The sequence below is a fragment of the Pseudomonas sp. UBA6699 genome (assembly GCF_002454615.1).
Taxonomy (GTDB): Bacteria; Pseudomonadota; Gammaproteobacteria; order Pseudomonadales; family Pseudomonadaceae; genus Aquipseudomonas; species Aquipseudomonas juntendi.
The window spans coordinates 33231-49289 of record NZ_DKJF01000001.1; the positions used below are offsets into that span (position 1 = coordinate 33231).

The window sequence follows — 16059 nt, forward strand, 5'->3', positions numbered from 1 at the left end:
CGCCATACCCTTTTTTTGCAAGGACATTGCATGACCGTCTACTTCATCGGCGCCGGCCCCGGCGACCCCGAACTGATCACGGTCAAGGGCCAGCGGCTGATCCGCCAATGCCCGGTGATCATCTACGCAGGCTCGCTGGTGCCCGCTGCCGTGCTCGAAGGCCACCAGGCCAGTACCGTGATCAACAGCGCCGAACTGCACCTGGAGCAGATCATCGCAGCGATGCGCACCGCCCACGAACACAGCCAAGATGTCGCCCGGGTACACAGCGGCGACCCCAGCCTGTACGGCGCTATCGGCGAGCAGATCCGCCACCTCAAGGCACTGGGTATCGACTACCAGATCATCCCCGGGGTCACTGCCACGGCCGCCAGCGCTGCCCTGCTCGGCTGTGAACTAACCCTGCCGCAAGTGGCGCAGACCGTGATTCTGACCCGCTACGGCGACAGTTCGCCAATGCCACCCGGGGAACAGCTGGCCGACCTGGCCCGCCACGGCAGCACCCTGGCGATTCACCTGGGGGTCAAGCACCTGCCACGGATCGTTGAAGCGCTGCTGCCCCACTACGGCACCGAGTGCCCGGTGGCCGTGGTGCACCGCGCCACCTGGCCAGACCAGGACTGGGTGCGCGGCACGCTGGGCAACATCGTCGAGCGCAGCGCCGCCAAGCACTTCCGGCGCACGGCACTGATCCTGGTAGGCCATGTACTGGGGGATGCGCCGTTCGCCGAATCCGCCTTGTACCGTGCCGGTCACGCCCACCTGTATCGGCCTGGCGACTGAGCACGTCCAGGCTTGCCCCTGCGCAGGGTCGAAACCCCTCTGGCTGCGCCTGAGCGCCCTTTCCTGTCTGACATCACCACTGTGGCAGTGGTGATGTTTTTCCACTACTTGTAGGAATTTTCGACAAGTAGTCCGGAAAATTTCAACACTTCTATACTCGGGATTACCAAACGTCAGGTTTGGCCGTATGGTGCTGCGCTCCCGATTAACCCGCTTGCAAACGTATTCCTGAGTGTTCCAGGAAGCGGACCACATCCTGACAGGAGTTTTCCCCATGACAACCGTGCTGATCGTCGACGACCACCCTATCGTGCGGTTGTCGTTGCGCCTACTGCTCGAGCGTGAGCGCTTCCATGTCGTCGGCGAAGTCGGCAATGGCAGCGAGGTGGCGCAGGTGGCCCGTGAACTCCGCCCGGACGTGGTGGTGCTGGATATCGGCCTGCCTGGCCTGGACGGCATGGAGGTCATCAAGCGCCTTCAGTGCCTGGAGCCAACCCCCAAGATCATGGTGCTCACTGGCCAGGCCACCGACTTGTACGTGCGCCGTTGCCTGGATGCCGGTATCGGCGCGTTCGTCACCAAGGAAGAGGACCACGAGGCCCTGCTGTTCGCCCTCAAGGCGTTGGTGAAGGGCTATTCGACGTTTCCGCAGATGTCGGTCAACAGCAACTCCCTGGAGAGCGAACCGGTGCGCCTGGCCAGCCTTTCCAACCGTGAGATGGAAGTGCTGCGGCGCCTGGCACGCGGCGAAAACAACAAGAACATTGGAACCTGCATGAACCTGAGCGCCAAGACCATCAGCACCTACCGGGGCCGCATCATGGAAAAACTCAAGACCGAATCGCTGGTCGAGATGGTCGACCTGGCCAAGCGCAATAGCGTCTACTGAGCGGCTGGCGAGCATGAAGTTCCTGCTGGCGAGCGCCTTCATGATCATCGGCCTGGCCAATGCCAGCGGGTTGCAGGCCAGCAGCGAACCCCGGCAGTTGTTGGCGCGCTCGGTCAGTGCTGCCGCGCCGCTGGCGCTCTCGGCCGAAGACCGCCAGTGGCTGCAGCAGCACCGGCAACTGGTGCTGGGCAGCTCGCGGCCGGACTACCCGCCCTTCGAGATCAATGTCAGCCCCCGTGACTACGAAGGCCTGAGCGCCGATTACGCCGGCCTGATCGGCGAGCAGCTTGGCATTGGCATCGAAGTGCGCCGTTTTGCCAGCCGCCACGAGGCCATCACTGCCCTGCATGAGGGGCGCATCGACCTGCTGGGCAGCTCCAACGCCTTCGAGGCAGCAGACGCCCACCTCAGCCTGAGCTCACCCTATGCCGACGACCTGCCGGTGGTCGTGACCCGGGAGGGGCGCAGCCTGAAGGGTACGCCCGACCTGGCCGGCCTGCGCCTGGCCATGGTTGATCACTACCTGCCCGCCAATACCGTACGCAGCCTGTACCCCAAGGCGCAACTGAGCCTGTACCGCTCCACCCTGGCCGGGCTGGCCGCTGTCGAACTGGGCGAGGCCGACGCCTACCTGGGCGACGCCATCAGTACCGACTTCATGATCGGCAAAAGCTTCCAGGGCACGTTGAAGATCGACCACTTTTCCCCGGCCGCCCCCGAAGCGTTCGCGTTCGCCCTGTCCAGCGACAACCTGCACTTGCGCCAGCTGGTCGACAAGGCACTGGCCCGCATCAGTGAAAGCGAACGGCTGAACATCCTGCGCCGCTGGAGCGGTGGCAATACCAGCCTGTTGTTGCAGCGCCACCTGACGGCCCTCAGTGCCGAAGAGGAAACCTGGATCGCCGAGCACCCGGTGGTCAACGTGCTGATCAACACATCACTGGCGCCCTTGACCTTCAACGACGCCCAGGACAACGCCAACGGCATCACCCTGGATCTGCTCAAGCAGATCGGCTTGCGCACCGGGCTGCAGTTCAAGACCGTTGAAAGCACATCGGCCTACCACATGGTCGAGCGGCTGAACCAAGGTGATGCGCTGATGATCGGCGCCTTGGGCTACGGCGCAGACCGCGCCAGGCAACTGCGCTACACCCGGCCTTACCTGGTCAGCCCAAGGGTGTTGGTCACCCGCAGCGACATCACCGCACCCGCCCCTTTGAAGGCTCTGGACGGCCAGCGTATCGCGGTGGTCAAAGGCTCGCCGCAACGCGCCTTGCTGCAGCAACGCTACCCGCAGGCCCGCCTGGTCGAGGTGGACAACCCGCTGGGCCTGATGGAAGCCGTGGCCAATGGCCGTGCCGACGTCGCCCTGAGCAACCACATCAATGCGGCGTACTACATCAGCCATGTATTCAAGGACCGCCTGCGCATTGCCAGTGTGCTCGATGAAGACCCGGCCCTGGCCGCCTTCGCCGTGGCCGCCGACCAGCCCCAGCTCCAGGCCATTCTCGACAAGGCGCTGCTGAGCATTCCGCCTGAAGAACTGGCGCAGTTGATCAACCGCTGGCGCACCAGCTCCCTGGTCAGCGACAGCCCGTGGCGCGACTACCGCACCCTCGCCCTGCAAGTGCTGGTGCTGTCGGCGCTGCTGCTGGCCGGCGTGGTGTTCTGGAACAGCTACCTGCGCAAGCTGATCAACCAGCGCACCGAGGCGCAACATGCCCTGCAGGACCAGCTGGCACTGAGCCGCGGGCTGCTGGAGCAACTGCGCCAGGCCAAGGACGACGCTGAACAGGCCAGCCAGACCAAAAGTACGTTCCTGGCCACCATGAGCCATGAAATCCGCACCCCGATGAATGCCGTGATCGGTTTGCTGGAACTGGCGCTGGAGGACTGCCGTAGCGGCCGCAGCGATATCCATACGCTGCAGACGGCCCATGATTCAGCGCTTGGCCTGCTGGAACTGATTGGCGACATTCTCGATATTTCCCGCATCGAGTCCGGGCACATCACCCTGCAACCCGTGCCCACGGACCTGCGCGAACTGGTGCGCGCCACCTTGCGCGTGTTCGAAGGCAACGCCCGGGCTAAGGGCCTGCACCTGCACGGCGAACTGCCCGCTGAACCGGCCTGGGTGCTGGCGGACCCGCTGCGGCTCAAGCAAATCCTGTCGAACCTGATCAGCAACGCCATCAAGTTCACCGACCGTGGCGAGGTGCAGGCCAGCCTGCTTCTGCCAGTTATCGCCGGCCATGACGTGTTGCCGGTGGAGCTGGATGTGCGCGACACCGGCATCGGTATCAGCCCTGCCGACCAGGCCCGCCTGTTCAATGCCTTTGTCCAGGCCGACGGCCCCAGGGCCCGCCAGGGCGCAGGCTTGGGCCTGGTCATCAGCCGCACGCTTGCCGCGCTGATGGGCGGCACGCTGAAGCTGCAAAGTGTCGAAGGCGTCGGCACCCGGGTGCAAGTGAACCTGCAACTGCCCACCTGCGCGCCCCCGGCAGCCGTGCCTGAGGACCCGGCCCAACTGGAAAACAGCGACGGCCCTTTGAATGTGCTGATCGTCGACGACTACCCTGCCAACCTGCTATTGCTGGAGCGGCAATTGCACACCCTTGGGCACCAGGTGAGCCTGGCGCAGAACGGTGAAGTCGCCTGGGGCCGCTGGCAAGCGGGGCGCTTCGATGTGGTGATCACCGATTGCAGCATGCCGGTCATGGATGGCCATGAACTCACCCGGCGCATCCGCCAGTTCGAGGCCGAGCGCAGCCTGCCCAGGTGCCGGATTCTGGGCATCACCGCCAATGCCCAGGCCGAGGAACGTACCCGCTGCCTGGCCAGCGGGATGGACGTTTGCCTGTTCAAGCCGATAGGTTTGCGAGCCCTCAAAGCCCACCTGCCCCAGGCCCGCCCACCTGCGCCAACAACGCGCGCGGGCGGCTTGAACCTGGATGAGCTACGCCACCTGACTCAGGACGACGCGCAGCTCACCAGGCATTTGCTCGAGCAACTGTCGATCAGCGTTGGTGAAGACCTGGCGGCCCTGCATGCGCTGGCGGCGGACGCGCCCGAAGAGGCGCTGCGTGCCTTGGCCCACCGCATCAAGGGCGGTGCCAAGATGATCAGGGTACGCACCGTGGTCCAGGATTGCGAAGCGATCGAAGCGGCCCAGGCGCAAGGCTCGCCGACCGACGAGCCGCGCGCACGGCTGCAAGCCAGCCTGCAGGCCCTGCTGGACGATATGCGTGCTGCGCTCAATGCAATTGCAGCGTCGAACTGATCTGGCTGATGGCATCGACCACGTGCCTTGAGCCTTGCTGAATCTCCATGATCACCGTGCCGGCTTCATTGGCCAGCGCCACGCCATGGCCGGTGCGGTTCAGGCTTGACTGCATGCTGGCTACGGCCAACAGCGACAGGTCGTGGTTCTGCCGCACCACATCGACGATTTCCAGGGTAGCCTTGCTGGTGCGCGCGGCCAGGTTGCGCACCTCATCGGCGACCACGGCAAAACCGCGCCCGTGTTCGCCGGCACGGGCGGCTTCGATGGCCGCATTCAGCGCCAGCAAGTTGGTCTGGTCGGCGATACCACGAATGGTCAGCACAATCTGCCCGATCACATCCGACTGTTTGCTCACCGCATCGATGCTCCGCGCTGCGTCGTTGAGCTCCACGGAAATCTGCTCGATCACCTGCACGGTCTGCTGAACCACTTCGGTGCCTTTGCGCGCGCAGGCATCGGTCTGCACAGAACTGGCATGGGCCGCATCGGCGGCACTTTGCTGGGTACAGACCTGGTGGGTGATGTCGCTGGCGAACTTGACCACCTTGTACAGGCGGCCCTTGCTGTCGAAGATCGGGTTGTAGGAGGCTTCCAGGTACACCGTCTGGCCTTGCTTGTTCACCCGCTCGAAGCGGTGCGAGTGGTATTCGCCACGGTTCAGCGAGGCCCAGAACTGGCGGTACTCGGCCGACTCACGCTCGTGCGGCAGGCAGAACAGGCCATGGTGGCGGCCTACCACCTCGTCGAGCCGGTAACCCATGGTGTCCAGGAAATTCTGGTTGGCCTTGATCACCCGCCCTTGCGGGGTGAACTCGATCACCGCCATGGCGCGGCTGATCGCCTTCAGCAGGCTTTCGCTTTCATGCTCAAGGGCGACGCGCTGACTGATGTCGGACGCCACCTTGATCACGCTGCTGACCTGGCGCTGGGCATCCAGCACGGGCATGTAGCTGGCCTCCAGCCAGACTTCACGGCCGGCCTTGTCGACGCGCTCGAACGTCCCGCTGATGGCCTTGCCCTGACCGAGCTCATGCCACAACTGCTGGTACTCGGCGCTCTGGGCATAGTCCGGCGCGCAGAACAGCCGGTGGTGCTTGCCGCGCAGCTCTTCAGCGCTGTAACCCATGGCTTGGCAGAAGCGGTCGTTGGCGTCGAGAATGGTGCCATCCGGGGCGAATTCGATCATTGCCATGGAGCGACTGATGGCAGCCAGTTTGGCCTGTGCGTCGGCCAATGCCTGATGGCTGCGCTGGATCTCGACCAAATCGGATTTGCGATGGAAATCGAACATGACGCCGGGCCTCCTTTATGCGCGGTTTCATGAGCATAGATGGCCGTATGCGCGGTGCAAGCACAGTGCCATCGCTTTGTGATTACTCCATTTCTGTTACGCCGGCAGGCCGCCAGGGCGTGGTCAACGCCATTGCACAGGGAAGCGAATCAGGTACTTTCCCGCACCATCAGCTCAAAACCCAGGTCCTGTTGGGCACTGGCCACCCGTTTGCCGTCCAGCAACGCGAGCAGGGCCTGGGCCGCGCCCCGACCGACGGCAGCCCGCGGGGTACGGATAGACGTGAGGCGCGGCACCATGTGCGCCGAAGCCGGCAGGTCGTTGAAGCCCACCATGGCCACCTGGCGAGGCACCTCCACACCTTGGCGCAACGCCTGCAAGACAGCGCCCTGGGCCAGGTCGTCGTTGCAGAAGAAGATGCCGTCCACATCCGGGGCCTGCTGCATCAGGCGGCTGAACAGTGTGCTGCCCAAGGCAATCGAAGAAGGCTCCGGGGCCAACACTTCCAGTTCTGCAGCGTGCAGGCCCGCCTCGGCCAGGGCCTGGCGGAAGCCCTCGGCCCGCTGCATCACCCGCGGGTCGAGTTGCGCGGCTATGAATGCCAGGCGCTTGCGCCCGCGCTCGAGCAGGTGCCGCGCGGCAGCCCGCCCCGCCTGCTCCTGGGAAAAACCGACCGATACCGCCCCCGGCTCGCCCTTGAGCTCCATCATGTGCACGCAGGGTACGCCGCTGGCGGCCAGCATCTGGCGGGCCGCATCGCTGCGCTCGAACCCGGTCAGCAACATGCCGCAGGGCTGATAGGCCAGGTAATTGCGGATCAGGTTCTCTTCTTCGGCCAGGTCATAGTGATAGTTGCCGATCAGCACCTCGAGCCCACGCGGGCGCATGACGTCGTGGATGGCCTCCAGGGTATCGATGAACAGCTGGTTGGACAGCGACGGGATCAGTACCACGACAGACTGGCTGCGCGCCGAAGCCAACGCCCGGGCCGCAGGGTTGGCCACGTAGCCCAGGCTGGCGGCGGCAGCCATGACCTTTGCGGCCAGCTCTGGCGCGACCGTGCTCACGCCGCGCAGCGCGCGCGAAGCGGTGATCGGGGAAACCCCGGAAAGCCTGGCGACTTCAGCCAGGGTAGGACGACCTGTGGTACGGGAGCCGGTGCGGGACATGGATGTTGTAATTTTACTACTTGCAAGGATGGGGAACGGCCACTAAGGTAGCGCTGTCTCAGGATGCAGGCAATGTAATCTTTGGTAGCTGCCGCTACACGCGTGCTGCCAGGCGTCCATACTGCGTAAGGACAAGACCAATAACACCGGGGAGGTGGCTGTTCGTCAGCGACGAGACAGCGCTACCTCACCCCGCAGGAGGTACTGATGAATTCTCCCCTGTCCGCCATCGTGGTGATGGGCGTGGCCGGTTGCGGCAAAAGCTGCATCGGTGCTGCCATCGCTGCCCGAAGCGGCGGTCGCCTGATCGAAGGCGACGCTTTCCACCCTGCCGAAAACATCCGCAAGATGAGCGCGGGCATCCCCCTGGACGACGCCGACCGCGCCGGCTGGCTGGTGCGCCTGGGCGAAGAGTTGCAAACCATCAGCCAGGCCGGCGAACGCCCGATCCTGACCTGCTCGGCGCTTAAACGCCGCTACCGCGAAACCCTGCGCCAGGCCATGCCTGGGCTGGTGTTCGTTTTCCTCGAACTGTCGCCTGCCGAAGCCGAAAAGCGCGTGCTGGCACGCCCTGGGCATTTCATGCCGGCCAGCCTGATCGACAGCCAGTTCGCCGCCCTGGAATCGCCCCGTGGCGAGCCCCTGACCCTGGCCCTGGACGCTACCCAGCCCATCGAAGCCCTGGCCGAAGCGGTAGACCGCTGGCTAAAGAGCCGCGGTGAGCAGGGCCTGGCGCAGACCGCCTGACCCAGCGGTTTCCCGGCTCACCAAAGACAGCGCTACCCGACCCCGCGAAAGCGCGAAAAGTTCCCACAACGCTACGCCCAAAACAACGATAAGACCGAGGCCTTAAAACCATGTTCGGACTGGCTACTGATACCTTCCTGTTGCTCGACGCGCTCGTGACGATCGTCGGGCTGATCCTGCTGATCACCCACTTCAAGGTTCACCCCTTCGTCGCCCTTACCCTGGCGGCCGGCTTTCTGGGCCTGACCTCCGGCATGCCGGTGGCCAAGGTCATGAAGTCGTTCCAGGACGGCTTTGGCGGTGTGCTGGGCTTTGTCGGCATCGTGCTCGCCCTGGGCACCATGCTTGGCAAACTGATGGCCGACTCCGGCGGCGCCGACCAGATCGCGCAAACCCTCATTCGCGCCTTCGGCAAGAAGAACGTGCACTGGGCCATGATGTTCGCCGCTTTCCTGGTGGGCATTCCGCTGTTCTTCGAAATCGGCTTCGTGCTGCTGATTCCACTGGTGTTCATCGTGGCCCGGCGCTCCGGGGTTTCACTGGTGAAAATCGGCATTCCACTGCTGGCCGGCCTGTCGGTCGTGCACGGCCTGGTACCGCCGCACCCGGGCCCGTTGCTGGCGATCGGCATCTTCCACGCCGACATCGGCAAGACCATTTTCTACGGCCTGATCGTGGCGCTGCCTACCGCCATCATCGCCGGCCCGCTGTTCGGTAACTTCATCTCCCGCTACATTCCCGGCAACCCGTCGCAGGAGCTGATGGACCAGATCGCCAAGGAGTCCGACCAGGGCAACCTGCCGAGCTTCAGCATCACCCTTATCACCGTGCTGCTGCCGGTGGCCTTGATGCTGCTGAAAACCTTCGCCGACGTGGTGCTGCCTGCCGAGCACATTGTGCGCCAGTGGATGGACCTGATCGGCCACCCGATCACCGCCCTGCTCGCTGCCTTGCTGCTGGCCTTCTACACCTTCGGCTCGGCCCGCGGTTTCAACCGCCAGCAAATCATGAAAATGCTCGACCAGAGCCTGGCGCCAACCGCTGCGATCGTGCTGATCGTCGGTGCTGGCGGCGGTTTCAAGCAGATGCTGGTGGACACCGGGGTGGGCAACGTGATCGGGCAAATGGCCGTGCAAGCGGAAATTTCGCCGATCCTGCTGGCCTGGCTGGTGGCGGCGGTGATCCGTATCGCCACCGGTTCGGCCACCGTCGCGACCATCACCGGCGCGGGTATCGTGGCACCGGTGATCGACCTGGTACCGGGCGTGAACCGTGAGTTGCTGGTGCTGGCCACCGGCGCCGGGTCGCTGATCCTGTCGCATGTGAACGACGCCGGCTTCTGGCTGGTGAAGCAGTACTTCAACATGACCGTGGCCGAAACCTTCAAGACCTGGAGCATGATGGAGACGATTCTTTCCATCGTCGGCATCATCTTCATCATGTTGTTGTCGCTGGTGGTGTAACCGCTGATCGGAAGAATGAACAGAGTAATGGCACGTTAGCGCCACGGGTGGGGCCGAAAAGGAGTACGCCCCACCCCACGCAATGGAGACTGCCATGAACCGCTCAAGCGTGCTGCTGATTGCCCTGCTCGCCTCGCCACTGGCGCTTGCCGCCGGCACTGGCCCGACCTACCCCGACGACCCGCACAACAACGCGCCCCAGCCCGGCGTGGACAGCACCCTCAACCCGATCGAAAAACCCATGCCGCGCGATACCGACCCGCGCATCAAGGGCAATGACCCGGACAGCCCGCCCGCCCAGCAGAACGACAATCGTGACTTGCCAGGCATGGACGGAACAGGGTCCGAAGGGACCGGTGGTGCCGACGCAGGCGGCGCTGGCGGCAGCCAACGCTAAGCCCGTGGCAGCGGGCCCTGGCACCGGCTTCGGGTGCAGGCCCGCACCCTCGATTCACCACCCGCTGATCCCCACCTATCATTCAGCGTGATAATACATTTCGGCCCGTTCGATTCGTGCCTCTCGCGCAAGACACTCACACTCCGCCCATCACTAATACATTGGCGGAGTTCTCCATGGAACAATCACTCAAACCCTTGCGCTTCCCCCTCGCAGCCCTGGCTGTGGTGGTGATCAGCGCTTGCGGCCGAACCCCCGACGCCGTGCAGGCTCCCGCCGCGCCGAAGGTCACCGTGGCCAAGGTGATCGAGCAACCGATCAATGAATGGGACGAGTTCACCGGCCGCCTCGAAGCCCCGGAAACCGTCGAGGTGCGCCCGCGGGTGTCCGGCCAGATCGACCAGGTCGCCTTCACCGAGGGCGCCCAGGTCAAGAAAGGCGACCTGCTGTTCCAGATCGACCCGCGCCCGTTCCAGGCTGAAGTCCGCCGCCTCGAAGCCCAGTTGCAACAAGCCAAGGCCACCGCCATCCGCAGCGCCAATGAAGCCCGCCGTGGTGAGCGCCTGCGCGACAGCAACGCCATTTCCGCCGAGCTGGCCGAATCGCGCAGCAGCGCCGCTGCCGAAGCCCGGGCCGGGGTCGACGCCATCCAGGCACAACTGGACCTCGCCCGCCTGAACCTCAGCTTTACCCGGGTTACCGCGCCGATCAGCGGCCGGGTCAGCCGCGCCGCGTTCACGGCCGGCAACATCGTCAGCGCCGACGTGACCCCGCTGACCAGCGTGGTCTCCACCGACAAGGTCTACGCCTACTTCGACGCCGACGAGCGCGTGTACCTCAAGTACACCCAGCTGGCGCGCGAAGGCCAACGCGGCCAGAGCACCCCGGTGTACCTCGGCCTGACCAATGAAACCGGCACCCCTCACCTGGGCCAGATGAACTTCGTCGACAACCAGGTCAACCCGCGCACGGGCACCATCCGTGGCCGCGCCGTGTTCGACAACCGCGACGGCCAATTCACCCCGGGCCTGTATGCCCGGCTGAAGCTGGTGGGCAGCGCCCAGTACGACGCCGTACTGATCAACGACGAGGCCGTGGGCACCGACCTTGGCAAGAAGTTCGTGCTGGTCATGGACAAGGACAACAAGGCCGCCTACCGCGCCGTGGAACTGGGGCCGAAACTCGAAGGCCTGCGCATCGTGCGCAGCGGCCTGGGCAAGGACGAGCGCATCGTGGTCAAGGGCCTGCAGCGCGTACGCCCGGGTTCGCCGGTAACGCCGCAGGAAACCCAGATGGCCAGCGAGCAGACCCTCGCCGCCCTCGCCCAACAGCGCCAGGCCCTGGAGGCCAGCAACCCGGCGCCCAAAGTGGCGGGCAACAACGTGAAAAACGCCAGCGCCCAGGCGCCACGCGGTTAAGGGACCAGACCGATGAACTTCTCCAAATTCTTCATAACCCGGCCGATCTTCGCCGCCGTGCTGTCGCTGGTGCTGCTGATTGCCGGCTCGATCTCGCTGTTCCAGTTACCCATCAGCGAATACCCCGAGGTAGTGCCGCCAACCGTGGTGGTACGCGCCAACTTCCCGGGTGCCAACCCGAAAGTCATCGGCGAAACCGTGGCTGCGCCGCTGGAGCAAGCCATTACCGGTGTGGAGAACATGCTGTACATGTCTTCCCAGTCCACCGCTGACGGCAAGCTGACGCTCACCATCACCTTCGCCTTGGGCACCGACCTGGACAACGCCCAGGTGCAGGTGCAGAACCGCGTCACCCGCACCCAGCCCAAGCTGCCGGAAGAAGTGACCCGCATCGGTATCACCGTCGACAAGGCCTCGCCCGACCTGACCATGGTCGTGCACCTGACCTCGCCGGACAACCGCTACGACATGCTCTACCTGTCCAACTATGCCATCCTCAATATCAAGGACGAGTTGGCACGCCTTGGCGGCGTGGGTGATGTGCAGCTGTTCGGCATGGGCGACTACTCGCTGCGCGTCTGGCTCGACCCGAACAAGACCGCCTCGCGCAACCTCACCGCCAGTGACGTGGTCGCAGCCATTCGTGAACAGAACCGCCAGGTCGCCGCCGGCCAGTTGGGCGCCCCGCCCGCCCCGGGTTCGACCAGCTTCCAGTTGTCGATCAACACCCAGGGTCGCCTGGTCAACGAGGAAGAGTTCGAGAACATCATCATCCGCGCCGGCGCCGACGGCGAAATCACCCGGCTGAAAGACATCGCCCGGGTCGAGCTCGGCTCCAGCCAATATGCCCTGCGCTCGTTGCTGAACAACCAGCCGGCAGTGGCACTGCCGATCTTCCAGCGCCCAGGCTCGAACGCCATCGAGATCTCCGACGAAGTACGGGCAAAAATGGCCGAGCTGAAGAAGGACTTCCCCGAAGGCATGGACTACAGCATCGTCTATGACCCGACCGTGTTCGTGCGCGGCTCCATCGAGGCGGTGGTGCACACCCTGTTCGAAGCGCTGGTGCTGGTGGTGCTGGTGGTCATCCTGTTCCTGCAAACCTGGCGCGCCTCGATCATCCCGTTGCTGGCGGTGCCGGTATCGCTGATCGGCACCTTTGCGGTCATGCACCTGTTCGGCTTCTCGCTCAACGCGCTGTCATTGTTCGGCCTGGTGCTGGCCATCGGTATCGTGGTGGACGACGCCATCGTGGTGGTGGAAAACGTCGAGCGCAATATCGGCTTGGGCCTCAAACCCCTGGAGGCGACGCAGAAGGCCATGGCCGAAGTGACCGGGCCGATCATCGCCACCGCCTTGGTCCTGTGTGCGGTGTTCGTGCCTGCTGCATTCATTTCCGGCCTGACCGGGCAGTTCTACAAGCAGTTCGCGCTGACCATCGCCATTTCCACGGTGATCTCGGCATTCAACTCGCTGACCCTGTCACCGGCGTTGGCTGCCGTGCTGCTCAAGGAACACCATGCGCCCAAGGACCGTTTCTCGCGGTTACTGGAAAAACTCCTGGGCAGCTGGCTGTTCGCCCCGTTCAACCGCTTTTTCGACCGTGCCTCGCACCGCTACGTGGGCGGCGTGCGCCGGGTCATTCGCTCCAGCGGCATCGCCCTGTTCGTGTACGCCGGCCTGATGGGCCTGACCTACCTGGGTTTCTCGTCTACCCCCACCGGCTTCGTACCGGCCCAGGACAAGCAATACCTGGTGGCCTTCGCCCAGTTGCCCGACGCCGCCAGCCTCGACCGCACCGAGGCGGTGATCAAGCGCATGAGCGAAATCGCCCTCAAGCAACCTGGCGTGGCCGACTCGGTCGCCTTCCCTGGCCTGTCGATCAACGGCTTCACCAACAGCCCGAACAGCGGCATCGTGTTCACTCCACTCAAGCCGTTTGACGAGCGCAAGGACCCAAGCCAGTCGGCTGCCGCCATCGCTGCCGCGCTCAATGCCCAGTTCGCCGACATTCAGGACGCCTACATCGCGATCTTCCCGCCACCGCCGGTACAAGGCCTGGGCACCATCGGCGGCTTCCGCCTGCAGATCGAAGACCGCGGCAACCTGGGCTACGAAGCGCTGTACAAGGAAACCCAGAACATCATTGCCAAAAGCCACGAGGTGCCGGAGCTGGCGGGCCTGTTCACCAGCTACCAGGTCAACGTGCCGCAGGTCGATGCCGCCATCGACCGGGAAAAGGCCAAGACCCATGGCGTGGCGATCAGCGACATCTTCGACACCCTGCAGGTCTACCTGGGCTCGCTGTACACCAACGACTTCAACCGCTTTGGCCGCACTTACCAGGTCAACGTCCAGGCTGAGCAGCAGTTCCGCCTCGATGCCGAGCAAATCGGCCAATTGAAGGTGCGCAACAACCTGGGCGAGATGATACCGCTGGCGACCTTCCTCAAGGTCAGCGATACCTCCGGGCCGGACCGTGTGATGCACTACAACGGTTTCATCACCGCTGAAATCAACGGTGCCGCAGCCCCTGGCTACAGCTCCGGCCAGGCCGAGGCGGCCATCGAAAAACTGCTGAAAGCGGAACTGCCCAACGGCATGACCTTCGAGTGGACCGACCTGACCTATCAGCAGATCCTGTCGGGCAATACCGCGCTGTTCGTGTTCCCGCTGTGCGTGCTGCTGGCCTTCCTGGTACTGGCTGCCCAGTACGAAAGCTGGAGCCTGCCGCTGGCCGTGATCCTGATCGTGCCGATGACCCTGCTGTCGGCGATCACCGGTGTGATCGTATCGGGTGGCGACAACAACATCTTCACCCAGATCGGGCTGATCGTACTGGTGGGCCTGGCGTGCAAGAACGCGATCCTGATCGTCGAGTTCGCCAAGGACGAACAGGCCAAGGGCCTCGACCCGCTGGCTGCCGTGCTGGAAGCGTGCCGCCTGCGGCTGCGGCCGATCCTGATGACCTCCATCGCCTTCATCATGGGCGTGGTGCCGCTGGTGTTCAGCTCGGGGGCAGGCTCGGAAATGCGCCATGCCATGGGTGTGGCGGTGTTCTCCGGAATGATCGGCGTGACCGTATTCGGCCTGTTCCTCACCCCGGTGTTCTTCTTCCTGATCCGCCGTTTCGTCGAGCGTCGCCAGGCCCGCAAGGCCGAACGCGTGCAAGTGCTGGAGAACCACGCATGAACCTGCTCAAACCCCTGACGCCAAGCCTGCTGGCCCTGGCCCTGGCCGCCTGCGCGGTCGGCCCGGACTACCAGGCCCCCGCCACCGCACCTGCCCAGCTGGGCGCCGATGCGCAGGCCAAGGCCTATGACCGCAGCCACTTTGAAAGCTTGTGGTGGAAGCAGTTCGACGACCCGGTACTGAACCAGCTGGTGCAGGCTTCGTTGACCGGCAACCGGGATCTGCGCGTGGCCTTTGCCCGCCTGAAGTCGGCCCGCTCGATCCGTGAAGACGCCGAGAACGACCCGTTCCCGGTGGTCACCAGCCGTGCCAGCAGCGATATCGGCAAAGGCCAGGTTCCTGGCCAGACCGAGCAACGGGTGAACAGCGAACGCTATGACCTGGGCCTGGACATGGCCTGGGAGCTGGACCTGTTCGGCCGCATCCAGCGCCAGATCGAAGCCAGTGAAGCGCAGGAAGCGGCCGCTGCCGCCGACCTGCAGCAGTTGCAGGTCAGCCTGATCGCCGAACTGGTCGATGCCTATGGGCAATTACGCGGTGCACAGCTGCGCGAGAAGATTGCCCTGGCCAACCTCAAGACCCAGCAGCAATCGCGCAGCATCACCGAAACCCTGCGCGACGCCGGGGTCGGCAACGACCTCGACGTGGTACGCGCCGATGCCCGCCTGGCCGGGGTCGAAGCGACCGTGCCGCAACTGCAGGCCGAACAGGCCCGGGCGCGGCATCGCATCGCCACCCTCCTCGGCCAGCGCCCCGACGCCCTCAGCATAGACTTGTCGCCCAAGGCGCTGCCGGCCATCGCCAAGGCGCTGCCGGTGGGCGACCCCGGCGAACTGCTGCGCCGCCGCCCGGACATTCGCAGCGCCGAACGCCAACTGGCAGCCGCCACGGCCAACGTCGGCGTCGCCACCGCCGACCTGTTCCCGCGGGTCAGCCTCAGCGGTTTCCTGGGCTTTACCGCCGCGCGCGGGTCGCAGCTCGGCTCATCGGCGGCCAATGCCTGGGCCTTGGGCCCCAGCATTACCTGGGCGGCGTTCGACTTGGGCAGCGTGCGGGCCCGCCTGCGCGGGGCCAAGGCCGACGCCGAAGGCGCCATGGCCAATTACGAGCAACAGGTGTTGCTGGCACTGGAAGAGTCGGCCAACGCCTTCAGCGACTACGCCAAGACCCAACAACGGCTGCTGTCGTTGATGCGCCAGAGCGAAGCCAGCCGCAAGGCGGCGCAACTGGCCTCGATTCGCTATCGCGAGGGGACCGTGGACTACCTGGTGCTGCTCGATGCCGAACGCGAACGGCTGAGTGCCGAAGATGCGCAAGCGCAAGGCGAGGTCGAGCTGTACCGCGGCATCGTTTCTATCTACAAAGCCCTGGGTGGCGGCTGGCAACCGCAGACCGTGGCCAGCGCGCACTGACCCCAGGCACAACCA

At 64.5% G+C, this 16059-nt stretch carries 11 protein-coding genes and 1 pseudogene; 9 read left to right on the plus strand and 3 right to left on the minus strand.

The features are described from left to right. Positions 1 to 30: 30 nt before the first annotated feature. From cobM to B3361_RS00180, 3 genes are all read left to right on the plus strand, one after another. The gene (gene cobM, locus B3361_RS00170; RefSeq protein WP_054905439.1) at positions 31 to 783 is read left to right on the plus strand and encodes a precorrin-4 C(11)-methyltransferase; all 753 of its coding nucleotides are present in this window, start codon (positions 31 to 33) and stop codon (positions 781 to 783) included. Positions 784 to 1057: 274 nt separating this feature from the next. Then, positions 1058 to 1672, plus strand: a complete 615-nt coding sequence (locus tag B3361_RS00175; RefSeq protein ID WP_009682293.1) for a response regulator transcription factor — start codon at positions 1058 to 1060, stop codon at positions 1670 to 1672. A gap of 13 nt (positions 1673 to 1685) precedes the next feature. Further along, positions 1686 to 4952, plus strand: a complete 3267-nt coding sequence (locus tag B3361_RS00180; protein ID WP_182336670.1) for a transporter substrate-binding domain-containing protein — start codon at positions 1686 to 1688, stop codon at positions 4950 to 4952. Here B3361_RS00180 and B3361_RS23945 read toward each other — a convergent pair. From B3361_RS23945 to B3361_RS00190, 3 genes and pseudogenes are all read right to left on the minus strand, one after another. Continuing rightward, positions 4927 to 5421, minus strand: a complete 495-nt coding sequence (locus tag B3361_RS23945) for a methyl-accepting chemotaxis protein (protein ID WP_370593812.1) — start codon at positions 5419 to 5421, stop codon at positions 4927 to 4929. The two genes, B3361_RS00180 and B3361_RS23945, sit on opposite strands and share 26 nt — an antisense overlap. Positions 5422 to 5463: 42 nt before the next feature. Then, positions 5464 to 6246, minus strand: a pseudogene (locus B3361_RS23950) (PAS domain-containing protein); the annotation flags it as partial. A gap of 149 nt (positions 6247 to 6395) precedes the next feature. Then, a complete protein-coding gene (locus B3361_RS00190) occupies positions 6396 to 7415 on the minus strand; it encodes a LacI family DNA-binding transcriptional regulator (protein ID WP_054905442.1) in 1020 nt (339 codons plus the stop codon). Positions 7416 to 7622: 207 nt separating this feature from the next. On the opposite strand from B3361_RS00190, the gene B3361_RS00195 reads away from it, so the two are divergent. From B3361_RS00195 to B3361_RS00220, 6 genes are all read left to right on the plus strand, one after another. Next, on the plus strand, positions 7623 to 8162 hold the full coding sequence (locus B3361_RS00195; protein WP_054905443.1) for a gluconokinase: 540 nt from the start codon (positions 7623 to 7625) through the stop codon (positions 8160 to 8162). A gap of 110 nt (positions 8163 to 8272) precedes the next feature. After that, entirely contained in the window at positions 8273 to 9625 is a 1353-nt protein-coding gene (locus tag B3361_RS00200; protein ID WP_054905444.1) for a GntP family permease, read from the plus strand. A gap of 94 nt (positions 9626 to 9719) precedes the next feature. Further along, positions 9720 to 10022 carry a hypothetical protein gene (locus B3361_RS00205; protein WP_054905445.1) on the plus strand — a complete coding sequence of 101 codons (303 nt, stop codon included), beginning with the start codon at positions 9720 to 9722 and terminating at the stop codon, positions 10020 to 10022. 176 nt (positions 10023 to 10198) lie between these two features. Beyond that, positions 10199 to 11440, plus strand: a complete 1242-nt coding sequence (gene mexE / locus B3361_RS00210) for a multidrug efflux RND transporter periplasmic adaptor subunit MexE (protein ID WP_009682303.1) — start codon at positions 10199 to 10201, stop codon at positions 11438 to 11440. Positions 11441 to 11452: 12 nt separating this feature from the next. Continuing rightward, positions 11453 to 14632 (plus strand): efflux RND transporter permease subunit, encoded by a 3180-nt coding sequence (locus B3361_RS00215; RefSeq protein ID WP_029885133.1) that lies wholly within the window; start codon positions 11453 to 11455, stop codon positions 14630 to 14632. Then, positions 14629 to 16044 carry an efflux transporter outer membrane subunit gene (locus B3361_RS00220; RefSeq protein WP_054905447.1) on the plus strand — a complete coding sequence of 472 codons (1416 nt, stop codon included), beginning with the start codon at positions 14629 to 14631 and terminating at the stop codon, positions 16042 to 16044. Before B3361_RS00215 ends, B3361_RS00220 begins: the two co-directional genes overlap by 4 nt. Positions 16045 to 16059: the final 15 nt, after the last annotated feature.

Bases quoted from the DNA above. Each gene is read 5' to 3' on its own strand.
- cobM (WP_054905439.1), top strand. From the start codon at position 31: ATGACCGTCTACTTCATCGGCGCCGGCCCCGGCGACCCCGAACTGATC.
- B3361_RS00175 (WP_009682293.1), top strand. From the start codon at position 1,058: ATGACAACCGTGCTGATCGTCGACGACCACCCTATCGTGCGGTTGTCG.
- B3361_RS00180 (WP_182336670.1), top strand. From the start codon at position 1,686: ATGAAGTTCCTGCTGGCGAGCGCCTTCATGATCATCGGCCTGGCCAAT.
- B3361_RS00190 (WP_054905442.1), bottom strand. From the start codon at position 7,415: ATGTCCCGCACCGGCTCCCGTACCACAGGTCGTCCTACCCTGGCTGAA.
- B3361_RS00195 (WP_054905443.1), top strand. From the start codon at position 7,623: ATGAATTCTCCCCTGTCCGCCATCGTGGTGATGGGCGTGGCCGGTTGC.
- B3361_RS00200 (WP_054905444.1), top strand. From the start codon at position 8,273: ATGTTCGGACTGGCTACTGATACCTTCCTGTTGCTCGACGCGCTCGTG.
- B3361_RS00205 (WP_054905445.1), top strand. From the start codon at position 9,720: ATGAACCGCTCAAGCGTGCTGCTGATTGCCCTGCTCGCCTCGCCACTG.
- mexE (WP_009682303.1), top strand. From the start codon at position 10,199: ATGGAACAATCACTCAAACCCTTGCGCTTCCCCCTCGCAGCCCTGGCT.
- B3361_RS00215 (WP_029885133.1), top strand. From the start codon at position 11,453: ATGAACTTCTCCAAATTCTTCATAACCCGGCCGATCTTCGCCGCCGTG.
- B3361_RS00220 (WP_054905447.1), top strand. From the start codon at position 14,629: ATGAACCTGCTCAAACCCCTGACGCCAAGCCTGCTGGCCCTGGCCCTG.